Origin of the sequence: Zavarzinella formosa DSM 19928 (assembly GCF_000255705.1) — a bacterium.
GTDB classification, from domain to species: Bacteria; Planctomycetota; Planctomycetia; order Gemmatales; family Gemmataceae; genus Zavarzinella; species Zavarzinella formosa.
The window spans coordinates 510,836-537,169 of record NZ_JH636442.1 but is presented as its reverse complement, the minus strand read 5'-3'; the positions used below and the strand labels follow the sequence as shown (position 1 = coordinate 537,169).

Here is a 26,334-nt window from a genome sequence, read left to right as displayed (position 1 = left end):
TCAACATGGAACCCCAGTCCCCCGCCGCCACCATTTCGCCAAGCCATTCCCTGAAAAAAGACATTCTGGCCGGGCTGTTCGTCCTGCTCGTGTCCTCAGCGGTGTTTGTCGTCATCACCCGGCAATGGCAGACTCCCCTTCGTCTGCCGCGAAGTTATTCCAGCGATTATCTGGTTTACCTCACCTGGGTGGAGACGATGATCGAGGAGGGGAGTTATTTGCACAACTCGCGGGTCGGCCGACCCCTGGGCACCGACTGGCGCGCCTTCCCCACTTCCGACGGCTGGCTCAACTGGCAGGTCATCCGCGGGCTCGCGCTCCTCAACCCCGAACCCGCCTGGGTCATGAACTGGTTCTACTGGCTCACATTCCCTTTGGTCGGCCTCAGCGCCTTTGCCGTCGCCCGCTTGCTGGGCCTTTCCCGGTTGATCGCCGTCGCCTTCGCCCTGCTCTATGACTTCATTCCCTACCACCTGATGCGGCATGAACATGTTTTCATGACGGCCTACTACCTCGTCCCGTGGTCTCTGTACGCCTGTCTTCAATGGCGGTCAACCAACACGCTCATCGGAAAGGGGAACCGCCAATCTCTTGTGTTCGTCTTGCTGGCGGTTCTCACCGGATTGGGGTACGTCTATTACGCCTACTTTGCCTGCATCCTCATGCTGGTCGCCGGCATCGCCCGGTCCGTGAATGATCGTTGTCGGCAGCCATTAGTCCTCTCCGCGGGCTGGTGCGCCATCGTAATAGGCACGCTCCTGGCCACGTTGATTCCGGAAATCACTTGCAAGTTGACCACCCAGAAAAACCCGGATGCCCCGCAGCGAAGTCCCGCGGAGTCCGAGTTGTATGCCTTCAAGATCACCCAACTGCTGATGCCGGTCCCCGATCACCAGTTGAAGCCGTTAGCCAAGATTCGGGCCAAATATAGCGGTGTTTCGCCGCTGACCAACGAAAACGAAACATCCAGTCTTGGCATGGTCGGGTCGGCCGGGTTCCTTTTCCTGCTATTTCGGTTCTTGTTTCGCCGGGCCGGGACCGCCGAGCAAAGCGAGGATTTGCTGTCTTTGTTCACCGTGGTCATCGCACTACTGGCAACCATCGGCGGTTTTGCCTCGGTCATCAACTGGACACAGGCCACCATTGGCATGACGCCGTGGATCCGAAGTTATAACCGCATCAGCATCATGTTGGGGTTCATCGTCCTGTTGGGTCTGGCAGCGCGGGCGGAAGCCCGTTGGAACACACTTCGGACAGCGAGAGAAAGAATCGTCTTCGCGGTTCTGACCATCGCCGTGGTTGCCTGGGGGATCTTCGATCAAACGCCACGGCATGTTAGCGCAAATAACGCGGTCAATGCGGAGCAATTTTTGTCGGACGAGGAGTATTTCCCCGCCATCGAATCGCAAGGCTCCCCCGGCGATTTCGTGTTCATTCTGGGCTATCGTTATTATCCCGAGTGCCCCATCGAGCCGTTCACCGATTATTCACACTTCCGGCCCTACCTCCACAGCAAACAACTCACCTTCAACTACGGAGCCTTGCGGGGCGAGGCGAACGACCTGTGGTTCCGGATGGCGGCCAGCCAGCCCGTCCCGGAGATGATCGATCATCTGGCCCGCATGGAGGCCCTCGGGCTCCTCGTCTTCCGGCCCAGCCACAAGGACGGCGGCAAGAAAATCGAGGCCGAGGCCGAGGCACTTCTCGGCGTCAAGCCCTTCGTGAGCCCCGACCGTCAGTTTGCCTTTTTCAACCTCCGAGCCAGGAGCGAACGACTCAAGACCGAAACGCCCGCCGGACAATGGGAGGCCGCCAAACTCCGCATGCGCCAGCCCCTCACCCCCGTCTGGCGAAAAAACTTTAACCCCGAATGGTCGTTGGGCGATCTGTCCGGCATGACGCGGGATTTTGGACGCGAAGCGGAAATCCGGGTGACGAACACACTGGATGTCCCGCGTCAATTGGAACTGCGGTTTTCCGTGAAAGTCATTCACCCAGAGGACGAAGGAGACCCTCGCTGGCTGCGAATCTCACATAACGGACAGGATGACATCGAACCGGTCCCCCGACAAGGCACGGCCATCGTCAAGACCTTCACCATCCCGCCGGGCGAGACCGTCATCAAATGCACTCCGGCCTTCGAGCGGGAACATCTGGCGCCGGGAGGGCGTGGCTCGCCGTGCTGGATGGTCATGAGCAAGATCTCATGGGCTGAAAAATGACACCGCGTGGCGAAGTCAGTCATTCGATCCCGCCCTTCCCTTGTGAAGATGACATATACTGAACGTGGTCGAAATCGCCCGTCGGCCTGAAACAGCCGACATCGTTTACGGAATCTTCGCACGCTGGTGGAATCGAAATGAAAGTGCTTGTGATTGGTCGGGGTGGTCGGGAACATGCCATTGTGTGGAAACTCAGCCAGTCTCCCCGCGTGACGAAGGTGTATTGCGCCCCCGGAAATGCCGGGACGGCCATTGATGGCGAGAACGTCAACCTTGACATCACCGAGTTTGACAAGCTCGTGAGGTTCGCCAAAAAGGAACAGATCGGCCTCACCGTCGTCGGGCCGGAAGAACCGCTCACGCAAGGTCTCGTCGATGCCTTCCAAAAAGAGGGACTGCGCATCTTCGGGCCAAACCGCTCGGCGGCCCGGATCGAGGGGAGCAAAGTCTTCTCTAAGCAACTCATGCGGCATGCCGACGTTCCGACGGCCGAATTCAAGATTTTCGACCACCCGGAACCGGCCAAATACTGGGTGGACACGCGGGAATATCCGGTCGTCGTGAAGGCTGATGGTCTCGCCGCCGGGAAGGGCGTGATCGTTTGCAACACCGGCGAAGAAGCCAAGCGGGCCATCGACCGGGTAATGATTCACGAAGAATTCGGCGGCAAAGCCGGCCGGCAAATTGTGATCGAAAAGCGGCTGGAAGGCGAAGAACTCAGCGTGCTGGCCCTTGTCTCCGGGCGGGCGATTTTGCCGTTGCCGGGGTCGCAGGATCACAAGGCCGCCCTGGACGGAGACAAGGGGCCGAACACCGGCGGCATGGGGGCCTATTGCCCGGCCACGAAGGCCACGCCGGAATTAATGAGCAAAATTGAAAGCGAAGTGTTTGTTCCCGTGGTCCACGGCATGAAGCGGGCGCGTTACCCGTTCAGCGGGTTGATGTACGCCGGGATCATGCTCACGAACCAAGGCCCGCGCGTGTTGGAATTCAACGCCCGCTTTGGCGACCCGGAAACACAACCGCTCATGATCCGACTCAAGAGCGACCTGCTGGATTTGTTGGAAGCGGTGGTCGATGAAAAACTCGGCGACCTGACGGAAGATCAAGTCGTTTGGGACCCTCGCCCGGCGGTGTGCGTCGTGATGGCGGCCGGCGGTTATCCCGGCAAATACGAGAACGGCAAGCCAATCGCCGGACTGGATGAAGCGGCCAAATTGCCGGACGTGAAAGTGTTTCACGCCGGAACCAAGCGGGAAGACAACCGCGTCGTTACTGATGGCGGCCGGGTGCTTGGCGTGACCGCCCTCGGCGACACACTGGCCGACGCCCGAAAACGGGCCTATGAGGCGGTCGCGAAAATCAGCTTCAAGGGCGCCCACTACCGGACGGACATCGGTGACAAAGGCTTGAAGGGGTGATTGTAAACGGTCACTCTGTTTTGACGACTTGAAGCGTGTCCGCCCAATCCGTTTGTTCCATTCGTAATTCGCCGATCTTGCAAGGCTCGTCCGCGAGAAGAGCCAGCCCCACCAAGACCGGCTTGCCGCCAATTTTGGCAACCCCGGCCAGTTTCACCCATTCTGATTTTGGCTTGCCCGCATCCGGCGATTTCACCAGCCGGTGAAACGTCGGGGCGAAGCCCGGCAGCGACAGTTGGGCAGGCCAGATTTTCACGCGGGGTTTGTCGCTTTTCAGCAAGCCCCCCAAGCCCCGAAGCACACTGTCCAGAATTTCCGGAGCCTCATCCGGCGTGACCGCTTTCTGATTGCCCGCCGGGGCGATCACCACCAGCCGAATCCGCACCGGAACGCCGTTCACCTGAAGCTGTTTCGGGCCAACACTCGCCGGTGGCGGCGGGTAATCGGCAAGGTTTTCGTTCATCCCCTTTTCAAGATTCGGATGCTTCTTTTTCCCGGTGAGAATTTTGAACAAGACAAACAACACCACCAGGCCCCCCACAGCCGCTGCCGCGTAGATGACCAGATTGGAGTCCGACTTGACTTTCTCGACCACATCGTTGACCTGTGCGAATAACATTCGTGCCTCGGTTGCTTATGATGAAAGGGGACGAGAGCCTTGAAAGTGTCGATCTTTTCTCCCTGAGATTCAAGAGGATATCGCATGTTTCCGCTGCTTCTGGCCCTGAGCATCGCCGCCGAACCGCCAAAATGGACCGAAGAGGAAAACGCCCATCTGACCAACATCAAAGCGGTCACCTCCGAATACGTGCGGGCCGGGGAAGGCTATTTCTCGCCGGACGGCAAAAAGATCATCTTCCAAGCCGAGGAAAAGGACACCGGCAACCCGTTCTACCAGATCTTCGTGCAGGATCTCGCCACCGGAAAAGCCACCCGCGTCAGCCCCGGCGTCGGCCGGACGACGTGTGCCTATTTCACCGTGGACGGCAAGCGGATTATCTTCGCGTCCAGCCATCTGGACCCGGACGCCAAAAAGCATCAGGAAGAAGAAATCAAGCAACGCGAGGAAGACAAAAAAAAGGGCGTTCGCCGACGTTATTCGTGGGACTTTGATGCCTACATGGATATCTTCGAGGCCGACCTTGACGGCGGGAACATGAAAAACCTCACGAACACCAAGGGTTATGATGCCGAGGGATCGTTTTCCCCGGATGGCAAGCAAATCGTGTTTTGCTCGAATCGCGGTGGCGATCTTCAGCTTTACATCATGAACGCGGACGGCACCGGCGCCCGGCAACTCACGAAGGCCCCGAACTGTTACAACGGCGGGCCATTTTTCTCGCCGGATGGCAAAAAAGTGATTTTTCGCAGCGACCGCAAGGAAAAAGACCGATTGCAACTCTATGTCATCAACGCGGACGGTACCGGCGAAAAAGCCCTGACGGACAACGACAAATGGGTGTATTGGGCGCCGTATTGGTATCAGGACGGCAAACACATCATCTACACGGCCGCCGACCATTCCGATGAAAAAGCCCGGCCGAATTACGACCTATATTGGATGAATCTCGACACCGGCAAAACCACCCGAATCACCCACGCCCCCGGACAGGACGTGTTGCCAGTGTTCAGCCCGGATTACAAAAAGCTCATGTGGACGAGCAGTCGGGACGGGCGATCCCCCACCCAACTCTATATCGCAGACTTCACCCCGCCGAAGGATTGAACTTCTCAAAAATGTGCTAAGCTTGGTCAAATGGTTCGGGCCGTAGTCGCACATGACCGCCGAAGAGGCCGCTTTTCTTGAACTTGTCTGTGCGTCGCCGGAGGACGATGTTCCCCGGCTCGTTTTCGCCGACTGGCTGGACGAACGGGACGACCCTCGCGGCGAGTTCATCCGCATTCAATGCGCCCTTGCCCGGTTGTCCCCCGCTGATCCGAACCGGCCGACGTTACTCGACCGGGAAGCAATGCTAATCGCCCGGTTTCATGCCCCGTGGTCGGAACCCTTGAAGGGAATCGCCGGCTGGACCGAGTTTCGCCGCGGCTTCGTTGAAACCGTGAACATCGAGACCCGGAAATTCCTCAGTCGCGGCAAAGACTTGTTCAATCTGGCGCCGGTTCGCCATGTCCGCTTTCTGGACGTGGGAAGCAACCTTCCGCGCCTGACGGCCTCCCCGCTTCTCAACCGGTTGTCGGCCATCACCATGTACGCCCAGCATCTGGGGGATGAACTGGCCCACTCATTGGTCGATTCGCCGCATCTGGGTGATTTGAGGCAACTAAACATTGGCCGCAACCGCATTCGCGATCGGGGGGTGCAACGACTGGCCCGCTCTCCCCGCTTTGAACAAATCGTCGGCATGGATCTGAGCGACAACACCATCCGAGATCCGGGCATTCGGGCGGTGGCCGAGTCCTCCAATTTGACAAACTTGGTCAGCTTGGAACTTCGCCGCAACGAAATCACCCCCGTTGGCCTCGGCATGTTGTGTTCGTCAGCGACACTTTCCAGCCTTCGAGAACTCGGTGCGGGATTGAACTACATCAGCACCCCTTACGAGGGCAACATTCCAGCGGCGGGGGCCGTCGAACTGCGATCCTTGGACCTCAGTGAAAACGGCCTCACCGTGGAAAGTCTGCGGGAGATGATTCGACTGCCGGGATTCATGCACTTGGAACAATTGGATCTCGGCCACAACGAGGTGGGCAACGCCGGAGCCACGCTGTTGGCCGACTGGTCCGGAGCGGCCAGCCTGCGCATCCTTCGATTAACGCACAACCGTATCGGGGACGACGGCGCCAGAGCCTTGGCCCGCTCCAACTACCTCTTCAATCTGACCGATCTGGATGTCAGCGATAATCCCATGCACGACCCCGGGGCGTTCGAGTTTTTAAACAGTTTGGGCCTCCCCCGCATGAAAAACCTCGCCATGCCCCATCTGGGCCTCACCCCACGAATGAAACGCGCTCTCGCGGGCCGGTACAACTCCTGACGATTTCCCGCTTTTTGAATCGTGCTGATGCCGGGCCGCCCTCTTGCCGAGGCATTTCCCTAAATTAATTGTCTGGACAACCATTCTTCGGACGATTATAGTTTGAACATGGGCCAATCCTCATCGACAACACGTTCAGCCCTGCGGTTTGACTCTCCGGAGCAGGAAGCATTCCTGAATCTGTGGAGAACCTACGACCGTCTTCGGTCTCTTGAAGACGAGTTGTTTGGCCGGTTTGACCTCACCCCGCAGCAATACAACGTCCTGCGTCTTCTGAAAGCCCGCGACCCGGAACCACTGCCGACGCTAACCATCGCGGAAAGCCTCGTTTCCCGCGCTCCGGACATCACCCGGATGATTGACAAACTGGAGACACGGGGTCTAATTCTTCGCACCCGGCCGCCCGAAGATCGCCGCACGGTGTTGGTGGGCATCACCGTGGCGGGGTCAAGTTTGCTGGACGAAATGGCCGGACCGTTGCGGGATTGCCACCGTCGACAGCTTGGACATCTCAGCCGGGCCGATCTCAAAAAGCTTGTCTCCTTATTGGAAGCCGTCCGTTCGCCGCACGAAACCGATGACAGCCCTTGGAAACAATAACCTCTCTTGGAGTTCGATCATGGTTCAGGAAAAACATTCAGAAACCGACGTGATCGTGATCGGCGGCGGGCCGTCCGGTTCGGCGACAGCCACCCTGATCGCCCAGCAAGGGCATAAAGTCACGCTGTTTGAGCGGGAGCATTTCCCCCGGTTTCACATCGGCGAATCGCTGATCCCGCAGACCTACCACGTCATCAAGCGGCTTGGCTTGCTTCCGAAGATGAAGCAAAGCCACTTCATCAAGAAGCACAGCGTCCAGTTCGTGACGGAACACGGCAAATTGTCCGAACCGTTCTATTTTCACGATCACAAGCCCGAAGAATCCTCGCAAACCTGGCAGGTTCGTCGCAGCGAATTCGATCACCTCTTGCTGACGAACGCTCGCGAAACCGGAGTGACCGTTCACGAAGGGGCGCGGGTTCTGGAAGTGTTGTTTGAGGGGCAACGGGCCGTTGGTGTAAGGGTTAAACTGGATGACGGGTCGGAACAGATCGTGCGGTCAAAGATCGTCGTTGACGCGAGCGGCCAAAGCTCCCAAATCATTGACCGGTTCAATCTGCGGGAATGGGATCCGGTTTTGAAGAAGGCCGCCATTTGGACGTATTGGAAGGGGGCCTACCGCGACACCGGCCGGGACGAAGGGGCAACCATCGTCATTCAAACGCAAGGGAAGACCGGTTGGTTCTGGTACATTCCGCTCCACGACGACATTCTCAGCGTGGGCGTGGTCGCCCCGCACGAATACCTGTTCCAAAATCGCGGGAAGGATTACGAGAAGATTTATTTCGAGGAAGTCGCCAAGTGCCCCGGCGTACAACCCCGGATCGCCAACGCCACGCGCTGCGATATCTTCCGGGCGCAAAAGGAATACTCGTATCGGGCGAGCAAAGCGGCCGGAGATGGCTGGGTGCTGGTGGGCGATGCCTTCGGCTTCCTTGATCCGCTTTACTCCTCCGGGGTGCTGCTCGCCCTGACCTCGGCCGGAATGGCGGCCGACGCCATCAACGAGGGATTGGCCAAGGGAGACACCTCCGAGGCCCAACTCCGCAAATGGGAAGCGGGCTACATCGCCGGCATGGACCGAATGCGGCGGCTCGTGGTCGAGTTCTACGATGGCTTCAGTTTCGGCCGGTTTGTGAAGAAGCATCCCACCCTTAAGGGCCTTGTCACGGACGTGCTGATCGGCGACTTATTCAAGGACGATGTGGATGTCCTGTGGCCGTTGATGGATGAAATGCGAGCTGAAAAAGCCCAATACCTGGCCACCAAGGCGGCTCAGGCCGCCACCACGAGCTGACATGGAAACTTCTTCGCCTCGCCCCGTCCGAATCGCGTTGTTCTATGGTCTCACGCTGGCCACCGGGGTCGGGTTGTTTTTCCTGATCCGTCAGACGGGCGAGGGGCTTCAGCCTCCGACCGCTGAATCGACGGCGACGGCCAAATCGGGCGGCGCCAAACTTGATGTCCTCGTCCATGTGCTGGCCACGCTGGCGGCGGTGATCGCCCTCGGTCATTTGCTTGGCCGGGTGTTTCGGTTCATCGGCCAACCGCCGGTCATTGGCGAAATCGTGGCGGGATTGTTGCTCGGGCCATCGTTCTTGGGGGAAATTTCCCCGGATATGATGCACTTGCTGATCCCATCGCCCACCGACGATCCGGCGGGGAAAGTTCGCGGCGCCTTGCAGATGATCGCCCAATTGGGCGTCATCCTTTACATGTTCCTCGTCGGCATGGAATTAAATCTTGGCACGCTCCGCCGAGAGGCAAAATCGGCGGTGGCAATTTCGCACAGCGGAATTCTGCTGCCGTTCGTCCTCGGTTCGGCATTGGCCCTCGGCTTGTTCCGGGATTTGGCCCCGGCGGGCGTGCCGTTCACCAGTTTTGCCCTGTTCATGGGCGTGGCGATGTCGATCACGGCCTTCCCGGTTCTGGCGAGAATCCTCACTGATCTCCGGATGGAAAAGACACCGCTGGGCGTGATCGCCCTCGGGTGTGCGGCGATGGGGGACGCGACCGCTTGGTGCATCTTGGCATTTGTCGTCGGGGTCGCGCAAGCCCGAGTCGGCGGGGCGGTGTTTGTCACCGTCGGGGCGCTGAGCTTTGTGACGGTGATGTTTATCTTGGTGCGACCGCTGGCCACGAAACTGGCCCGCCGGTGGGAGACGGGGCCGCTGCCGCCAATTCTGTTGCCTTCCGTGTTAACAGCCGTCATCCTCTCGGCGCTGGCCACGGAATCCATCGGCATTCACGCCATTTTCGGGGCTTTCCTGCTCGGGGCGGTAATTCCCTCGGAGAGCCGGCTGGCCGCCGAGTGTCATCGGAAACTGCATGATCTGGTGACGATTCTGATGCTTCCCGCATTCTTCGCTATCACCGGGATGAACACCCGTGTCGGCCTCATCCAAGGTGTCGATCAATGGATGTGGTGCGGACTCATCATCCTCGTGGCAACGGCCGGCAAGTTTGGCGGCACCGTGCTGGCCGCCCGTTTCACGGGTCAGAATTGGAAGATGGCCAGCGCGCTCGGAGTGTTGATGAACACGCGAGGACTGATGGAATTAATCGTCTTGAACGTCGGCTTGGAACTCGGCATCATCACGCCGACGTTGTTCGCCATGATGGTGCTGATGGCCCTCGTCACCACGATGGCGACTTCGCCGATCCTCGTCTGGCTTGTCCCGACGCCGAAACCGGCCCCGGTGAAGGCAACCGAACCGGTCGCCGTTTGAATTGAAAGGAACACGGGCCGGAACTTCACGCTCCGACCTGTGTTTCGCCGATCACTTCTTCAAAGACACGCAGACAATTTCCTTGTCGTTTCGCACGAACACGCAGCCATCGGCAAAGGCCGGATGAACCCAGGCGACCGTTCGACGGAAGGCCGTCGTGGTCGGCTCGATGATCTTGGTCCGGCTGATTTCCTCATACCCCTTCGGGCTGAGATGGGCGAAGATCAAGTCCCCGTTTTCCGTGAACAGGATGTGGCGGTCGCCATTCTTCACGATGAAAGCAGTCGCGGCCTTGTTGGCTTTGCCGTTGAACGGCTCGACCGATTCCCACACCCGTTCGCCAGTCTTGCCATCGACACAGCGGAGATGCCCGGTCATGTCCACGCCATAGAGATAGCCCCCTTCAAAGAGCGGCGTCATGTTGAGCGGAAACATCGCGTTGGTCTTTTTGGCCCGCCAGAGTTCCTTGCCCGTGGGGGCGTCTTTGCCAAGCTCGATCATCACGGCGTTCCCGCCTCCCTCGCCCGCCACAAACAGCAGATTACCATCCATTCGCGGTGTCATGATCGACATCTTGTAATCCGCCTGCACCGGGACGGACCAATTCTTCTTGCCCGTCGCCGGGTCCAGCGAGTTGATCGAGGTCGCGTGCCAGACGAGCAATTGCTTCATGCCTCCAGCCTCGATCATTGTCGGGGCACTGTAGCCTTGCTCCTCGGCTGTCAGTGATTTCCAGAGTTCCTTGCCAGTGTCCTTGTCGAAGGCGACCACACAAGAACCTTCGCCGCCGACGACGGAATACACCGTCTTGCCGTCCACCAGCGGATGGCTGCAATAGCCCCACAGGGCGGTTTTCGCCCCGTAGTCGGCCTTGAAATCTTTCTTCCAAATCAAGGAACCTGTCTTGGCGTCCAGACAGGCAAAGTTGCCTTCCGTGCCAAGGAAGTACACTTTGCCGTCCACGACAGTCGGCGTGGTCCTTGGCCCGATGGGGTATGAGACGGTGTACTTGCACTCATACTCGTATTTCCAAACCGGTTTGCCGGTCTTCGCATCGAGGCAATGCAGTCGTTCGATGCCGGTGAAGTCCGTGCGGTCGAAGACTTCCTTCTTCACGTCGGCGGTCGTCAGGTAATCCGGAACGTAAACCAAGCCATTCGCCACGGATGGCCCGGCAAATCCACCGGCGAGCGGAGTAGTCCAAAGGGGTTTCAACCCGTCGGCCGGGAATTTCTCGATCAGGCCGGTTTCATGCCAGACGCTGTCCCGTTTCACGCCCAGCCATTGCGGCCAGTCTTCGGCAAACCCGGTCGCGGCGGCGCTTGCCAGCACAGTGATCGCCAGTAATCGCTTCATCGGTTGCTCCTCGTTGTCATTCCTTCGCCAGAGACACACAGATTAACTCACGGTCGCTCCGAACGAACACACATTTTTCCGCGAATGCAGGCATGGAGAACATGAGATCCCGTCCGAAGGAGTGGCCCGTCGGTTCGATGATCTTTGTCCGGCCGGTCTCCTGGTAACCTTCGCGGGTGAGCTTGGCGATCAGGATTTCACCCAGTTCGTTGAAGATAAAAAAGCGGTCGCCGTTCTTCACCAAGAACGCGGTCGCACACTGGCCCGCCTTGCCGCCGACGGGTTCCAGCGATTCCCACAAGCGTTTGCCGGTTGCCATTTCCATGCAACGAAGCTCTCCCTTGCTGTCGATGCCATAGAGCAACCCGTTTTCCACGAACGGCTGGCTATTCACCGGGTAGACCCCCTTGCGGCGGTCGCCGATCCAGATTTCTTCGGCACCCGGCTGATCGGTCGTCAATCTGAAACCCTTGCACACGCCGTCGTACCCGCCGACAAACAAGTGCTCTCCGTCGCGGGACGGAACCATCACCGCCCCGGCGTTGGTGGCTTTCAACGGCGAAGACCAAAACTTCTTGCCCGTCTCCGGGTCGAGACTGTTCACCGATTCGGAATGCCAAACCAGCAGTTGGCGTGCCCCGCCAGCCTCAATGATCCCCGGCGAGCTATACCCCGGTTCGCGGGCGGTGAGGTTCTTCCAGAGTTCTTTGCCGCTGTCTTTGTCAAACGCGACAACGCAAGCCCCTTCGCCACCGACGATGCAAATGAGTTTTTTTCCGTCGATGAAGGGATGGCTCGCATAACCCCAGAGCGGCGTCTTGGTGGCGTAATCTTTGTTGAAATCTTTCGTCCAAAGTGGTTTTCCGGTCACGGCATCGAGACAGGCGAGATGCCCCTCGGCCCCCAAAGCATATACTTTGCCGTCCGCCACCGCCGGGGTGCAGCGGGGGCCGTTGGGGAAGGAGATTGTGTAAGTGGCGGGCTGTTCGTATTTCCAGAGTTCCTTGCCGGTCTTGGCGTCGAAGCAGATTAGTCGTTCGGTTCCTTTATAGTTCGTTCGCTCGTAGACCTCTTGCTTCGGATCGGCGGAAGAAACGAAATCGGCGAGGTAGACTTTCCCGCCGGCCACCGCCGGCCCCGCATAACCGCCGGCCACTTTCACTTTCCAAAGCGGTTTGAGACCGGCTTTGGGGATCGACTCGATGATTCCGGTTTCCCGCCAGGTATTGTCCCGCTTCGGCCCCATCCATTGCGGCCAATCGTCGGCGGAGACAAGCCCGGTGAGCATGAGCGAACACAAGAGGGTGAGAACGATTCGCATGAAACGGATTCCCCCGAATGAAAGAAACAGGCGATGGCGTAACGCCCACAATCAACCCCGGTCAATCATGGCCATCGCCGCGGCCGCGTATCGAGCCCCGCTGACGGGGGGCAGTTCGTGATTCAGGAAATGGCGGTCGGCTTCGGTGAGCTTGATGGAAGCGGCCGCGATGTTTTCCCGGAGATAGGTCCGGTGTTTTGTCCCCGGAATGGGCACGATGTCCGGTCCCCGGTCGAGCAACCACGCAAGAGCGAGTTGGCTGGCTGTCCGGCCTTGTTTGGCGGCATACGCCTTGAGTGCCTCGGCCCGGCGCATATTGGCGGCGAAGTGTTCTTCCTGAAACCGGGGCATCCCCTTGCGGTTGTCGTTGTCGGCCGCGTACTCGGCGGCGGTCTTCACTGCCCCGGTGATGAAGCCTCGGCCAAGGGGGCTATACGGGACGAAGCCGATTCCGAGTTCTCGGCATGTCGGCAAGATCTCGGCCTCCACTTCCGGCTCGAACAACGAGTATTCCGACTGCAGGGCCGAAATGGGATGAACCTTCATCGCCCGGCGAAGCGTGGACGGCCCCGCCTCTGACAGGCCGATGTAACGGACTTTCCCCTGTTTGACAAACTCGGCCACCACGCCGATGACCTCTTCAATGGGAATATGGGGGTCCACCCGGTGTTGATACAGCAGGTCGATATGATCCGTTCCGAGCCGTTTGAGGGAAGCTTCCACCACTTCGCGAATGTGTTCGGGCTTACTATCCGCTCCGGTGATCTGCCCGGCCGCGTTGAAGGTGAAACCAAACTTCGTGGCGATGAGGACTTTGTCCCGACGATCCCGCACAGCTTTGCCGACGAGTTCTTCGTTGGTGAACGGCCCATAGACTTCGGCCGTGTCCAAGAAGTTCACCCCCAAGTCGATGGCCTCGTGAATCGTGGCAATCGATTCGTTGTCGTCCCGGTTCGTTCCATACGCCCAAGACATGCCCATGCAGCCTAGGCCGAAGGCCGACACCGTAAGACCTTGATTGCCGAGTTTGCGCTGTTCCAAGATGTTCACCGGGAGAAGATGATTTAGATTCGCACCACGACATCCGACGATTTGAAGCGGACCTTGGGAACGGCCGCGTATTTGTCATCTGCCGCCCGATATCCCACCGGGCAGGAAATAACGCTGCGGTAACCCATTGCCGGCAGTCCCAAGATGTCGTCGTACTTCTTCGTGTCAAAACCTTCCATCGGGCAAGTATCCACGCCCATCACGGCGGCAATGGCCATCAATTGCCCGATGGCGATGTAACATTGCCGGGCGGCCCATTCATTGGAGTCGAAGTTTTCGTTCAGCAAAGTCCCGGTCATCGCCTTCCGGAAACCCTTGAGGGCCTCGACCGTCGTGTTCCGCACTTCGGCGATGCGGGCGAGATAAGCATCGATGTCCGGTTCGTTGAGGTCCGTCCTCGCGGCGAAAACCACCATGTGTGAGCAATCGGACGGTTGACATTGCCCCCAAGAGCAGGGAACGAGGCTCGCCTTGATGGCTTGATCGGTGATGACGATGAATTTCCACGGTTGCAGGCCGAAACTGGAGGGCGTCAACACCAATGTGTCTTCGATGGCCTGCCAGACATCATCCGGGATCCTCCGGGCGGTATCAAATTTCTTGACGGCATAACGCCAATGGAACCGGGCAAGTACTTCGGCCGGCGACAGCGTCTTCATGGAATCCTCATGCGGATCGGATCGGCTTTCAATCGAATGATAGGAAGGGACGAAAACTAAGCGACCGCACCGGTCAGGAAGAGTGACCGTTTGTCTGTTCGGGCGATTAAGGATATTACACAACCGTAACCGATGTCTTACAAGAGAGATGAAGTTGCGCGATCATCGGCGGGAAACGAAAAACGGGATCGGCATAAAGCCGATCCCGGTGCGTTGCATTGATCGATTGTGACCCAGACGATTAACGCTTGGAGAACTGGAAGCTGCGGCGAGCGCCCTTGCGGCCGTACTTCTTGCGTTCCTTCATACGGCTGTCCCGTGTGAGGAAGCCCGAATCCCGGAGCTTCTTGGACATGCCGTCTTCGGTGCTTTCCGTGCCGTCCGCGTTGGTGGTCGGCGTTTCGGTCGCGCCGAACATCGTCTTCAGGGCGCGGGCGACGCCTTGGAGCGTGGCGCCAGCCTGACCGGTGTGGCCGCCGCCGGCGACGTTGACGAACACATCAAGCCGGTTCCGCATGTCGAGCAGAAGCAGCGGGCCGACGACGTAGCCTTGGTCTTGCAGGATGGGGAAGAAGTCGGTCAGTTCGCGTTTGTTGATGACGATCTTGCCGGAACCTTCGCAAATCCGCACGCGGGCCACCGAGGTCTTGCGACGGCCGGTCCCGAGATAAAATTTCTTCGCAGCGCTCATGCCTTCAAAATCCTCTGACCGCACCTAGGCGGATGAATGTTCAGGAAAGTTTCAGTTCTTTGGGTTGTTGGGCTTGGTGCGGGTGAGAGTTCCCGGCGTAAATCTTCAGTTTGCCCAACTGAGCCCGGCCGAGACGGCCGCGGGGAACCATCCGCTTCACGGCTTGGTACAGGATTTCTTCCGGCTTGCGGGCGAGCATTTCCTTGGCGGGAATGATCTTCTGGCCGCCGGGGTAACGGCTATAGGTCTGGTAGGTCTTTTGATCCCACTTGTTCCCGGTGAACTTGATCTTCTCCACGTTCGTGACGACCACGAAGTCACCGGAGTCGGTGTGGGAGGTGTAGGTCGGCTTGTGCTTCCCGCGAAGGACGTTTGAGATCAAAACGGCCAGCCGCCCGACGACTTGTTCAGTCGCGTCGATATAAAGCCACTCGTGCTGAGCGGTCTGCGGGTTCAGTAATGTGGTCTTGGTGGACATGCGGATTCTGTCTGCCTGCTTGGTTCGTCAAAAAAATCATCTTAAAATCCCGGCGAATAGCGTCAAGTAGGGGATGGGAGTTTTTCCCCTCCCAAGGCTGAATTTCACGGAGAATCTTCATGAGCGGCCAACTTCCCAAACCCACCACCCCGTTGGGGTTGCCTCCCGGCAGCATCCGGGGATTGCTTGCCGTCCAGATCACCACGATCTTTCTCCTGCTTTTGCTCGTGCCGGAGGCCAATCAGGTGCCGGTGCCCCTGAATTTGTATTTCCTGCTGTCATTGGTCATGGTGTTCTTCGTCGCCCACGGCGCGTCAATCCGCGAAAAGTCCGATCCTTCCCCCTCGCCCCTTTACCTCCCCGGCGGCACCTTACGATTCCTGATGCTTGGCGGAACCATTGGCGCCTTGGTCTACCTCGGCATGAACCATCCCGAACGGTTTGACCGGCTGACACCCGACCCCGGACAGTTCGCCAACTGGAAGTTTTATCTCGGCAGCCTGGCAGGCGGGTTCTTCGTCGGTCATCTTCTGAAGATTTCCCCGCTGCCGCATGGTTGGGCGTTTCAATCGTTTCAGGCTTGGGTGGCGTTGATTGCCATGCTGAGTCTGGTGGTCGAAACGATTCTTCAGGTCTTTGCGAAACCGTCTCTGGTCGAGAAACTCGACTTCGTCACCTGGCAGTGCCTCGTCACCGGCATTACAGCGTTTTATTACGGCGTCCGGTCGTAAATTCCGGCGAAGGGGCGAAATCGAGCAGGATTTTCGATGTTCCCGGTTCTGTCCATTTCATTTAATACCCACATCAACGTTCCCGGAACCGGGAACGATTTTCACCGGCCAGGCCATTAACCCGGCCGGGATTTGATTCCTGTTCGTTTTTTGTCAACCCCATAGCCGTGTGTCTCCGTTTGCTTTCATCAAGATCCCGTGCCCGGTCCGCTGTTCATATAGAGAACTCACCCGTTCCAAGCCGGCCTGCCTGACTTGGTCGCGACGAGTTATTGTCCTCATCCGGTGAACGTGTTTTTCCGCACAGCGAGGTCGGCGACCATTCGTCCCGGCCCCATCCGGTCGGCATCGTCCCTTCGGAGATCTTTGAGAGAGCGCAGGAAGACCGCGAAGGAGCATTCTTCATGTCCCTCGAGGCCGCCATCCTCGGGATTTTACTGGCCTTGATGGCCGGTGTTGGAACGGGCATCGCCGTCGGGCGAGCCCTGATGCAAGGCAAGGTTCGGCAGGCTGAAACCCTCGCCAGGGGGCAGGAAGAACAAGCCGCCGAACGCGCCCACGAAATTCTGGAAACGGCCCGCAAGGATGCCGACCGGATCACCAAGGATGCGGAACTTCGGGCCAAGGACGAGTTTTTCCAGAAACGAGACCAATTCAACCGGGAGACAGACACCCAACGCACCGAACTCCGGGATTTGGAACGCAAGCTTCAAAAACGAGAAGACACCGTCGAAGTTCGGCACAAGGAAGTCGTCAAAAAGGATCGCGCGATCGAGGCGGCCCAAAAGAAACTCGTCGAAAAGCGAGAGCTTGTTGACAAGGAAGCCATCCGGTTGGAGGAGATGGTCCGGGAGGAAATGGAACGCCTCACCAGCCTTTCCGGCCTCACCCGCGATCAGGCGGAAAAGCTGTTGCTCGAACGCCTCGAACATGATCTGACGGAACAAATCGTCGTTCGCCTGCAACGTCACGAAGAACGCCTTAAAGCGGATTCCGAACAAAAAGCCCGCGAAATCCTCGCGTCGGCGATCCAACGATTCGCCTCCCCGCACACGGCCGAGGCGACAGTCAGCACGGTGGACATCCCTTCGGACGACATGAAGGGCCGGATCATCGGCCGCGAAGGACGGAACATCCGCACCTTTGAGAAAATCAGCGGTGTGGACGTGATTGTGGACGACACCCCCGGCGTGGTGATCGTGAGCGCCTTCGACAGCGTCCGGCGGGAGATCGCCCGCATCGCCTTGCAAAAACTCATCCTCGACGGTCGAATCCATCCGACCCGCATTGAGGAAGTGATTGCCGAAACTCAAAAGGAGATGGACAAGCACATCATGGAAGTCGGCCGGGCGGCCGTCGCCGAAGCCGATGTGGGTCTGGTTCACGACAAACTGATCCAACTGCTCGGCCGGTTGAAGTTCCGCACCAGTTATTCGCAAAACGTGCTGAATCACAGTCTCGAAGTCTGCCACCTCACCGGCATGATGGCCTCCGAAATCGGTTTGGATGCCCGGTTGGCCCGGCGTTGTGCGCTGCTGCACGACATCGGCAAAGCCGCCGACCACGAGATGGAGGGGGGGCACCCCAAAATCGGGGCGGAACTCGCCAAACGGTACGGGGAAACCAGCAAAGAAGTCCTGCACGCCATCGTCGGCCACCACGACGACATCACCGTGGATAATATTTACACGGTTCTGGTCGCGGCAGCGGACGCCATCAGCGCCTCCCGTCCGGGCGCTCGTCGGGAAACGCTGGAAAAATACGTCAAGCGACTGGAAGAACTGGAAGCCGTGGCGTGCGGGTTTCCGGGCATCGACCAAGCCTTCGCCATTCAAGCCGGTCGGGAGTTGCGCGTGATCGCCAGTTCCCAGCGGACGACCGATGCGGAGGCGGCGAAATTGTGTCACGACATCGCGAGGGCCATCGAGCAACAACTCGATTACCCCGGCGAAATCAAGATCACTGTCGTTCGTGAGTCGCGGAACGTGGAGTTTGCCCGTTGAGGCCGGCGGCCGGGGAGCGGGATGAGACTGCTGTTTATCGGGGATATTGTGGGGACTCCGGGCGTGAACATCGTCCGCAAGGCTGTCCCTGTCCTGCGGAAAATCCACGCGTTGGATGTCGTGATCGCCAACGCGGAGAACGCCTCGGCGGGAGCAGGACTTTATCCCAACACTTATCGGCAGCTTTCCTCGGCGGGAATCAACGCCTACACGATGGGCGACCACATATACAAACGGGTGGAAATCTTCTCTCTCTTCGACGCCAAAGAACCCATCGTCAAACCGGCCAACTTCCCCCCCGAGGCGCCGGGGCCGGATCATTGGATCGTTGATCTCCCGAGCGGGTTGCGTCTGGCCGTCATTTCACTGCTTGGCCGCACATTTATGCGATCCGTCGATTGCCCTTACCGGGCCGTCGACCGGGTGCTGGCCGGGTTGCCCGCTGATGTTCGCCATATTTTCGTGGATATTCATGCCGAGGCGACGGCCGACAAATATCTGATGGCCCACCACCTGCGGGGCCGGGTTAGCGCCGTGATCGGCACACACACTCATGTCCCCACGGCTGATGAACAAATCATGGAGGGGGGAACTGCCTTCTTGTGCGATGTCGGCATGGCCGGCCCCTACGGCGGGGTGCTGGGCCGCAAACCGGACCGCGTGCTTCCAACTCATCTGGACTTTATTCCCCGCCCCTTTGACATCGCCACCGAAGATGTTCGAATCGGGGCTGTCATTGTCGAAACAGACGACCAGACCGGGCGGGCCGTCTCCATTTCCCGCCTGATGGTCCGTGATTCCGACCTGACAACCCCTTGACAGACCCCGGCCGGAATGGCATAAGCCCGCCTCTCCGGGTTCCGGAGCAATCGGGGGGATGTTATGTACCGGATACGCGCGGCCCTGTTGCTGGGCTCGCTGGCCACCGCAGGGTGCATGAACGGGCCGTTGTTCGACAACCCGATGAAAGTGGATGCGACAAACGCCGATTGCGCCTGCGAAAACCCGGTGCTCATCAACCCGCGCACCACTTCGACCACGGCTTACGCCGATACGTTCGACAAGGTGCTGGATGTCGTCAACGATTTCTTTGAGATCGCCTATTCCAACCGCTATGACGGCCGCATTGTCGCAAAACCGACAGTCTCCCCGGGATTTGAACGATTTTGGAAACCCGGCTCGCCTGATTTTTACGAGCGAACGTTGGTGTCACTTCAGCCTTACCGCTATCTGTGCGAAGTGCGGATCCGTGAAGCCGAGCCGTCGGGTTATTTTGTGCAAGTGACCGTCCGCAAGGAGTTGGCTGACTATCCGGTTCCGTCGGGTCCGTTCACTTCGTCGCCGGTGTTCGGGGATGCGGCAACAGTGGACCGGGATCAATTTGTGATCGTCGCCCCCGACGCCGCCACGCCGCTGTCCGGCGCAAAAGACCGATGGATCCCCAAGGGACGTGACACGGCTTTGGAACAGGTGATTTTGCGGAGACTTCAGAAGTGTCAATGACCGGCGGGGGCAAATCCCGCCGAGGCGCCGAAATGAGAATCAACGGATAATGTGGCTGCAGATGGCCAGGACTTCACACTTCAACACTTCATGACATTCCCGGCTGCCGGGATGTTGACTCACGTTCATCTGGATGACCACCTGATAAATCGCCCGGTCCAGATCAGTCCCGTTCGGGTACATGATCCGCAGATAACCAATGGCGGCGGGTTCTGTTTGATTGAGGGCAAGAAATCCACGCCCGGCCTCTTCCAAGGTGATCTTCTCCGCAATCAGATTCTTCAAGATCTCCTGGCGAAGAGCCATTCGGCTCAGAATTTGTTGGTCGTTGCGATCTATCTCCCGATTGCGGACTTCACCGCGAGAGATTTGGTCTTCCAATTCCCCAAGATTCCAGAAATCAAAGCCAATTTCCTCGGCCGTGACCGGCGACTGAAACCAAATTCCAACGCACAACGCCACGAAACCCAAGCATGTCACGGATCGAGTTCGAATCTTCATCAGAAAAACCTCCAAGATTGGGCGTCTTGATAATGGCGGGGGAGGGAGTTCCGCCGGGGGCAGTTTTCAACGGCAACGCCGTTTTAGGGTGGGAATGCTTGAAACTCACAAGGAAGCGGAGAAAAGCCAGTGAAGTCCTGACCCCGTTTCCACGGGATCACTTAAGGCAAGCTCTGTGCCAAGGCCGGGGACGCCAGAAGCAGAATGTTTTAAACCCCGTGTTTTCATGGAGTTCGGAATCAAAAAAAGATTTGAAGAGGATAAGTCCGGCAAATTTATGTCAACATCGCGAGCAAAATGTGATTACAAACCACCCATGACCACTGCTGAGACCGCCAATATTACGAGCATTATGTGATTACAAATAACGCACACTTATCGCACTCTTGAAGATCATCGCTTGAACTGGCTCGCTGAGTTACAATTTGAAATACTGTCGGGAACAAAAAAAGAGGCAGCAATGACTAACAATTAGTCATTGCTGCCTCTTTTTTAAGCAAAACCAACAATCAAGATTCAAACTATCACTCACTCAACGAATCGAGATAGAAGCATTCACATTTGAGTTCTTCGTAAGAAATCATTGGCTTGTGCTTGCGATCTCCGCTTGATCTGATGCTCGCATAGGAAAGAATTTGGGCGATCATGCTGTCCCGAAATTCATTTGTCGGAAACTCATTGTGACCACGGGTTAGCCCCAGATTGATTGCGCGAAAGCGTTCAAGTGTCTGGCGGGGCGTGTCCAGTCCGTCTAACAGGTCATCCACGGCTTCTTGCTTCATCATCGTGCGATCAAGGGCCATCATCTCCTCGTCGTTCAGGCGAGAAACGACTTCCGATTTTGCCTTGGCGGCTTGTGGATTGTTCCTGTCCGCGTAAGCCGCCAGCCAATCTTGGCTGGCGTCGAACAGCATGACAAAAAACGGAGCAACGGCGGCCAACATGGCCGTGCGGCTGAGAATCGAGGTCAAAGTCATGGATCCAATCTGCTTCGGGCGAAGTAAATCAACGTTTTGAAACGACACCATGCAAACAGCATGAGGGTCGTTGGTGGTGGGAGATCAGTCTCTAAATGACTGATCTTTTCATCTCTCGCTACATGATAGGATGCAGGGGAAGGGCAAAAGGTTCCATTAAGCCATCATGAAGAAACCGGATCAATTTCTGCGCGAATTTTACGGGTTCACTGCGAAAAACGCCCGTGTAAACGACACGGGCGCGGATGGCCTTCACAAAACAATCATCGTCATTTCACAGGTCGTTTTCCAGAAGTGAGTTCCTCGGCCACACTGTCGGCCTGATACACGGATCGCAAGGCTTCAATGATCGCCCGAGAATCCACACTTACCGCACGAGCTTGTTGGTCCTCGAAGATGAAATCCAGCACCAGGCTCTGGATGTTTCCATCGAAAATCAATCCGACCACTTCGCCGTTTTTGTTCACCACCGGGCTTCCGGAGTTCCCGCCGATGATGTCGGCGGTGCAGAGAAAGTTGAACGGCGTTTTGAGGTTCAACTTGTCCTTGCGGGTTTCCCATAGAGCGGGAAGATCAAACGGAGATTGGTTTTTGTGTTCCTTTGAACGGGCGTACAGCCCGTCGAACATCGTGAATGGTTCAATCGTCTTGCCGTCCTCGGTGTAACCCTTCACGGTGCCGAAAGCGAGCCGGAGGGTGAAGGTCGCATCTGGGTAGGAATTAGTCCCGTCGAGGGCAAAGCGAGCCTTGGCGATGGCCCCGGCCGCCTGGCGTTTCGGCTCTTCGATTTGGTTTTCAAATTGTTTGCGGAACTTGCGGGCGTCGGCATCAATCAGGCGGGCCAATTCAATCATCGGGTCTTTCGCCTCGGCAACGGCCTTGGCCCCGCCGTCAAACAGTTTCTTTCGCACGGCCGGATCGGCGACCTTTGTGCCGCTGACCAATTCAAAGGCCCGCTCACGCGGCGATTTCCCGGCGAGGATCTTTTCTACCAGCGAGTCGTTCGCCCCATAGGCCCCGGCCAGGTAGGTCAGCGAATCGGCCAGTTTGATGAGTTCGAGGTCGGGATAGATTTCCTCATCCGAGAGCAATTGAAACTTGAGCGACCCCAACCGGGCGTCGCCGAATTCCCGCAAACGTTCGCCGGAAGGTTTCGGCAGTTCGTCACCGGCCCGCAATAGCGTGCGGGCGATGCCAAACAGGGCACTGTTGAAACCGGCCCCGCCTTCGAGAATGTTGACATCACGGGCAATCTTCAACCGGAGCTTTTCGCACTCCGCGATGGTGTCAAACGCCTTGACCGCTTCTGTCGATCCTTGCTTGCCGACGAATTCCCGCAATCGCTTCTCGTCGGCCACCTTGCGGGCCATGATCTTCGGATCAAGCAATCCACCGAGTCCGCCGATGCGGGCCTTGCGGCTGTTTTGCACACCGAACAGATCATCCTTCACACGCCGGTGATTTTCCTCGCTCCGGCCGCCCCACGCGGAATAGAGCACTTCAAGCCGGTTAAGTCGTTGCAGTTGCAGCGGGTATTGGTAATCCCGCAGGTATTCCAGTTCGGCCACCGTGTTCTGGCGATTCGTGCGGCCCGGATGTCCGGAGACGAACACCAGTTCATCCTTCTGGCTCCCGGCCGGGCTCCACTTGAGGTAATGCTCGACCTTGAGAGGCTTGCCATCTTCGTAGACGCGGAAAAAGCACATGTCGAGGTCATAACGGGGGAACTCGAAATTATCCGGGTCGCCGCCGTAGAACGCGATTTGTTGTTCCGGGGCGAAGACCAGGCGGATATCCGTGTGCTTTTTGTAAGTGTAGAGGTGATAAGCCCCGCCGGCGTACAGCGTCACCACATCAGCCCGGATGTTCTTCTTCTCGTCGGCAACGGATTTTTCAATCTCGCCAACCGCCTTGCGACGGGCGTCCGCCGCCTCGCCGGGGGTCATGCCTTCCTTCACCGCCCCCTGCACTTTGGCGGTCACGTCCTCGATCTTGAGGAGGACGTTCAATTCCAGCCCTTTGCAGGGTTTTTCATCCGCGAGCGTCTTGGCAAAGAAGCCAGTCTTCAAGTAATCGTTCTTCTCGTCCGAGAGCTTTTGAAGGTCATCGGCGCCAACGTGGTGATTGGTCATCACCAAACCATCCGCGGAGACGAACGAACCAGAACCGCCGGAGTTGAACCGCACCGATCCCAGCCGGAGGTGATCCAGCCACGCATCCGTCGGCTCGAAACCGTATTTTTTCTTCAGATATTCCTTGGGGGCATTGGTGTACAACCACATCCCCTCGTCGCCGTACAGATGCGAACTCTCCATGCAGGCTCCCACGATGGCCAGGCACAGCCCGGCCATGATCCGCCGAATCATCATGATGGTGTCTCCCGATTGGTCAATTTGCCGGCCAATCCGCCGGAAAGGTTTTATACGCGAACCGGGGCGGAACTGCGTCTCGGGAAGATTTTGAAATGTTTTGCGCGAGGCGAACTGGCTTCAACTTGAAAAGGCCGGCCGGGTGGCCGGCGAGGGGACGGCCGAGTCCGCCGGGAGGGCGTCTTTCAGAACAGCTTCGAGGATGTTGAGGTATTCATGGAACCGCGTCCGGCCGGCATCGGTGAGATGCACCGTCGTCAGGGGCCGGTTGTTCCGGTTTCCCTTTTCGATGCGGACCAAGCCCCCCTCTTCCAGCAGGTTCAAATGTCGGCTCAGGTTGCCGTCCGTTAGGGCGCACCGGTCCTTGAGTTCGTTGAATGTGAGTCCGGCCGAGGATTCGCGAATCAGGGAGGTGAGAATCCCCAACCGGGCCTTCTCGTGAATGAGCCGATCCAATCCTTCGTAGGCGAATCGCCCCGAAATATCGTCGTCAGGAACGGGCATGGGTGCGCTCCACAGTCCAGTACAACACAGCGGCCGCAATCAATTGACCGACACCAAAAGGAATCGCCATCGCCCACGGATGAAACGCCCACTCCCCGCGAGCCAGCCCCAGCGCGAGCAATCCGGTGCCAAGGTAAAAAAGCCCGACCGACACCGTCAACCGAGGCAACAACCGGCACGCGGCAAACACTCCTTGGCTGAAAAATATCTGCCATAGTCCCGGCAGCAGCCAGGAAACTTCCGGGGCATACCGCACAATCACCAGCGTGGCCAAAGCCGCCGACCCGAGGCATGGGGCAAACTGCGTGATTGCCAGCCAGGTGACCGCCCGCGTCCGGGAAGTTCCGATGAGATTATCCCGCAGGGTCATCGTCAGCCCCGTCAGGCCAATGCTGACGGCCGCGACCACCGACCAGAATAACACATACGCCGCCACATCCGGGACCGGATTGCCCACCAATAATGGCTGCAAAAACCCGGCCACCAACGCCAGGGCCGACGAGCAGGCAACCGGCAAGGCCCGGTAACCCCGAAAGGTTTCCGTTTCGACCAGTTGCCGCCGAATCACTGAAAGGCTGGAAATCGCCTCGTGAAGTTCCATCGTCGTCCCGCATGGGCTTTATAACACAAAGTGTAAGACCAACGGGGGAACTTGTCGATGCCGAACGCGCCGGACTGGGATCGTGTGCTGATTTTGGAAACATCCGGGAACGTGGGGCAAGTGGCCCTGTCTTCTGGCGAAACTCTCGTGGCCACGGGGCACCTCGACCGCGAACGGCGTCGGGCGAGCGACCTCGCGGCAATTTGTCAGGAGTTGCTGACCCGGCACGGCTGGCCCGCCAAGACTCTCACGGCCGTGGTCGTCGGCCTAGGGCCGGGCAGCTACACCGCCCTTCGGGTCGGCGTCGCCTCCGCGAAAATGCTGGCTTATGCGACGGGTTGCGCATTTGTCGGCGTGGAAACCTTCGCCGCTTATGCCAGCCAAGTTTGCTTCCCGAAAGTCACGGTGATTGCCGACGCCCTTCAGGGCGAGGTTTATTGCCGCTCCTACGAGACGGACTCGCGGGGATTGAACCCTGTTGGTGATCTGGAAATTCGCCGACTGGATGAATGGCGGCAACACTTAACCCCGGAAACAATCGTCACCGGGCCGGGTATCCGCTTGTTGAAAGACAATCTGCCAAAATTGGCTGGAGAAGAGTTTCAAACTCTCCAAATCGGTTCCCTGCTAAACGTCGCCCGACAATTCCCTTGGGCGGTCAACATGGATATGTGGACAGCGGAGCCGTATTATCTGCGTGGCAGTTCAGCCGAGGAGAAAAAACGCAAGGAAGGTTTAGCGGTTTGATTTTACGCGAACAGGAGCCAAGGCGGGCAGGCCAAAGAGGTCGGCGGTTTTTTGCAAAAACGTAATTGAATCTTGCTCAGATGTGGGCGAATAACGAATGACCGCTTCGCAAAAAAGTTCCCAAGAACAATCAACCAAGCCATCGATGGTCCGTCGGATCATACGGTTCTCCCCAGATCGTCGCTTGGGTTCGGGTAATACCATTTAGGATCGTCCCTTGGTAGGCGAATCCTGAAGGTCATCCCTGAAAGTGGCGTAATCGCTTGGAAGAACTATGCCTTGAATCTCGCCGGAAGCAAACCAAAGTCGCCCCGGTTTGCCAATTTTGCGTGGTGTGACGCAGAATTGGCAAACCGGGCAAACTGGCTTGACTGTGGCAGTAAGGCAGACAACGACCGACTGGCTAATTTAGCCGGGCGGGAGAATCACCGGCGGGGCATTGCTGGTCGACCCGCAGCTATTGCACGATGGCGACGGTGCCGGGGGATAGTAGGAAGCCGGGCGGTAGGAAGAACTGCCGCCGCAGCACTTGTGACGGCAGCCCATCAGCGGGAGCATCATCAGGCCAATCAAACCGGCCATGAGAATTCGGTTGCGAAACATAGGGTGTCTCTCTTAAGTTGGTAATTCTTTTGGTCTTCACCTCAGTGAAGTCACATGCCCCGGATTGTTCCCTTTTCGGGGCAAATCAGCCGGAAATCCTTTCCGAGTACGAACATCATTAGCCAGTCAACTTGCGTCCTGTCACAACCGTATCTCCCCGATTCTCACCAATCAATCATCACAGCCTGACAATTCGTTCGATCCCGCATAATTCGGGCAAGCTGATCCGGTTATAACGATTGGGAGTGATGATCGTGGTGATTTTGCCAACC

General features: G+C 57.9%; 25 protein-coding genes. 12 read left to right on the top strand and 13 right to left on the bottom strand.

What is annotated here, in order from left to right; all coding sequences use genetic code 11:
- Positions 1-2,222: hypothetical protein (locus BGIM_RS52015; protein WP_020472168.1), on the top strand; the 2,222-nt coding region annotated here is incomplete at its 5' end.
- A 137-nt stretch (positions 2,223-2,359) separates the two neighbouring features.
- On the top strand, positions 2,360-3,643 hold the full coding sequence (gene purD, locus BGIM_RS0123465; RefSeq protein WP_020472167.1) for a phosphoribosylamine--glycine ligase: 1,284 nt from the start codon (positions 2,360-2,362) through the stop codon (positions 3,641-3,643).
- Positions 3,644-3,653: 10 nt separating this feature from the next.
- On the opposite strand, the gene BGIM_RS0123460 is transcribed toward purD, so the two are convergent.
- Positions 3,654-4,262 carry a hypothetical protein gene (locus BGIM_RS0123460; RefSeq protein ID WP_020472166.1) on the bottom strand — a complete coding sequence of 203 codons (609 nt, stop codon included), beginning with the start codon at positions 4,260-4,262 and terminating at the stop codon, positions 3,654-3,656.
- Between the two features lie 84 nt (positions 4,263-4,346).
- Between BGIM_RS0123460 and BGIM_RS0123455 the strand changes: the two genes are divergently transcribed.
- The 5 genes from BGIM_RS0123455 (at position 4,347) to BGIM_RS52010 (ending at position 9,968) form a co-directional block, all read left to right on the top strand.
- On the top strand, positions 4,347-5,369 hold the full coding sequence (locus BGIM_RS0123455; RefSeq protein ID WP_020472165.1) for a TolB family protein: 1,023 nt from the start codon (positions 4,347-4,349) through the stop codon (positions 5,367-5,369).
- A 52-nt stretch (positions 5,370-5,421) separates the two neighbouring features.
- On the top strand, positions 5,422-6,639 hold the full coding sequence (locus tag BGIM_RS0123450) for a TIGR02996 domain-containing protein (RefSeq protein WP_029630347.1): 1,218 nt from the start codon (positions 5,422-5,424) through the stop codon (positions 6,637-6,639).
- 108 nt (positions 6,640-6,747) lie between these two features.
- Positions 6,748-7,239 (top strand): MarR family winged helix-turn-helix transcriptional regulator, encoded by a 492-nt coding sequence (locus BGIM_RS0123445; protein ID WP_020472164.1) that lies wholly within the window; start codon positions 6,748-6,750, stop codon positions 7,237-7,239.
- A 19-nt stretch (positions 7,240-7,258) separates the two neighbouring features.
- On the top strand, positions 7,259-8,536 hold the full coding sequence (locus tag BGIM_RS0123440) for an NAD(P)/FAD-dependent oxidoreductase (RefSeq protein ID WP_020472163.1): 1,278 nt from the start codon (positions 7,259-7,261) through the stop codon (positions 8,534-8,536).
- A 1-nt stretch (position 8,537) separates the two neighbouring features.
- Positions 8,538-9,968: a cation:proton antiporter domain-containing protein gene (locus tag BGIM_RS52010; protein ID WP_020472162.1), complete on the top strand. Its 1,431-nt coding sequence runs from the start codon at positions 8,538-8,540 to the stop codon at positions 9,966-9,968.
- A 51-nt stretch (positions 9,969-10,019) separates the two neighbouring features.
- On the opposite strand, the gene BGIM_RS0123430 is transcribed toward BGIM_RS52010, so the two are convergent.
- The 6 genes from BGIM_RS0123430 to rplM form a co-directional block, all read right to left on the bottom strand.
- Complete coding sequence (locus BGIM_RS0123430) at positions 10,020-11,324, bottom strand: outer membrane protein assembly factor BamB family protein (protein WP_020472161.1); 1,305 nt, start codon at positions 11,322-11,324, stop codon at positions 10,020-10,022.
- 16 nt (positions 11,325-11,340) lie between these two features.
- Positions 11,341-12,645 (bottom strand): PQQ-binding-like beta-propeller repeat protein, encoded by a 1,305-nt coding sequence (locus tag BGIM_RS0123425; protein ID WP_020472160.1) that lies wholly within the window; start codon positions 12,643-12,645, stop codon positions 11,341-11,343.
- Positions 12,646-12,696: 51 nt separating this feature from the next.
- Positions 12,697-13,686 (bottom strand): aldo/keto reductase, encoded by a 990-nt coding sequence (locus BGIM_RS0123420; RefSeq protein WP_029630345.1) that lies wholly within the window; start codon positions 13,684-13,686, stop codon positions 12,697-12,699.
- A 23-nt stretch (positions 13,687-13,709) separates the two neighbouring features.
- Complete coding sequence (locus BGIM_RS0123415) at positions 13,710-14,354, bottom strand: NAD(P)H-dependent oxidoreductase (protein ID WP_020472158.1); 645 nt, start codon at positions 14,352-14,354, stop codon at positions 13,710-13,712.
- A 241-nt stretch (positions 14,355-14,595) separates the two neighbouring features.
- The gene (gene rpsI / locus BGIM_RS0123405; RefSeq protein WP_020472157.1) at positions 14,596-15,045 is read right to left on the bottom strand and encodes a 30S ribosomal protein S9; all 450 of its coding nucleotides are present in this window, start codon (positions 15,043-15,045) and stop codon (positions 14,596-14,598) included.
- Positions 15,046-15,085: 40 nt separating this feature from the next.
- Positions 15,086-15,523: a 50S ribosomal protein L13 gene (gene rplM, locus BGIM_RS0123400; protein WP_020472156.1), complete on the bottom strand. Its 438-nt coding sequence runs from the start codon at positions 15,521-15,523 to the stop codon at positions 15,086-15,088.
- A gap of 119 nt (positions 15,524-15,642) precedes the next feature.
- Here rplM and BGIM_RS0123395 point away from each other — a divergent pair, with 119 nt between their 5' ends.
- The 4 genes from BGIM_RS0123395 (at position 15,643) to BGIM_RS0123375 (ending at position 19,760) form a co-directional block, all read left to right on the top strand.
- A complete protein-coding gene (locus tag BGIM_RS0123395; protein WP_020472155.1) occupies positions 15,643-16,254 on the top strand; it encodes a hypothetical protein in 612 nt (203 codons plus the stop codon).
- A 404-nt stretch (positions 16,255-16,658) separates the two neighbouring features.
- A complete protein-coding gene (rny, locus tag BGIM_RS0123385; RefSeq protein ID WP_020472153.1) occupies positions 16,659-18,257 on the top strand; it encodes a ribonuclease Y in 1,599 nt (532 codons plus the stop codon).
- 21 nt (positions 18,258-18,278) lie between these two features.
- Positions 18,279-19,076 carry a TIGR00282 family metallophosphoesterase gene (locus tag BGIM_RS0123380; protein ID WP_020472152.1) on the top strand — a complete coding sequence of 266 codons (798 nt, stop codon included), beginning with the start codon at positions 18,279-18,281 and terminating at the stop codon, positions 19,074-19,076.
- Between the two features lie 63 nt (positions 19,077-19,139).
- A complete protein-coding gene (locus BGIM_RS0123375; RefSeq protein WP_020472151.1) occupies positions 19,140-19,760 on the top strand; it encodes a hypothetical protein in 621 nt (206 codons plus the stop codon).
- Between the two features lie 39 nt (positions 19,761-19,799).
- Here the strand turns inward: BGIM_RS0123375 and BGIM_RS0123370 are convergent, their stop codons facing one another.
- The 5 genes from BGIM_RS0123370 to BGIM_RS0123340 form a co-directional block, all read right to left on the bottom strand.
- On the bottom strand, positions 19,800-20,261 hold the full coding sequence (locus tag BGIM_RS0123370; RefSeq protein WP_020472150.1) for a hypothetical protein: 462 nt from the start codon (positions 20,259-20,261) through the stop codon (positions 19,800-19,802).
- A gap of 524 nt (positions 20,262-20,785) precedes the next feature.
- A complete protein-coding gene (locus BGIM_RS0123365) occupies positions 20,786-21,238 on the bottom strand; it encodes a hypothetical protein (protein WP_020472149.1) in 453 nt (150 codons plus the stop codon).
- Positions 21,239-21,507: 269 nt separating this feature from the next.
- Positions 21,508-23,607 (bottom strand): S46 family peptidase, encoded by a 2,100-nt coding sequence (locus BGIM_RS0123355; RefSeq protein WP_020472147.1) that lies wholly within the window; start codon positions 23,605-23,607, stop codon positions 21,508-21,510.
- A 120-nt stretch (positions 23,608-23,727) separates the two neighbouring features.
- Positions 23,728-24,111, bottom strand: coding sequence for a transcriptional regulator (locus tag BGIM_RS0123345; RefSeq protein WP_020472146.1), 384 nt, complete (start codon positions 24,109-24,111; stop codon positions 23,728-23,730).
- Positions 24,098-24,712 carry a hypothetical protein gene (locus BGIM_RS0123340; RefSeq protein ID WP_020472145.1) on the bottom strand — a complete coding sequence of 205 codons (615 nt, stop codon included), beginning with the start codon at positions 24,710-24,712 and terminating at the stop codon, positions 24,098-24,100. The genes BGIM_RS0123345 and BGIM_RS0123340 overlap by 14 nt, the downstream gene beginning before the upstream one ends.
- Positions 24,713-24,769: 57 nt before the next feature.
- On the opposite strand from BGIM_RS0123340, the gene tsaB reads away from it, so the two are divergent.
- Positions 24,770-25,459 (top strand): tRNA (adenosine(37)-N6)-threonylcarbamoyltransferase complex dimerization subunit type 1 TsaB, encoded by a 690-nt coding sequence (gene tsaB, locus BGIM_RS58110; protein WP_020472144.1) that lies wholly within the window; start codon positions 24,770-24,772, stop codon positions 25,457-25,459.
- 408 nt (positions 25,460-25,867) lie between these two features.
- Here tsaB and BGIM_RS0123325 read toward each other — a convergent pair whose 3' ends face one another.
- The gene (locus tag BGIM_RS0123325; protein ID WP_020472142.1) at positions 25,868-26,062 is read right to left on the bottom strand and encodes a hypothetical protein; all 195 of its coding nucleotides are present in this window, start codon (positions 26,060-26,062) and stop codon (positions 25,868-25,870) included.
- Positions 26,063-26,334: the final 272 nt, after the last annotated feature.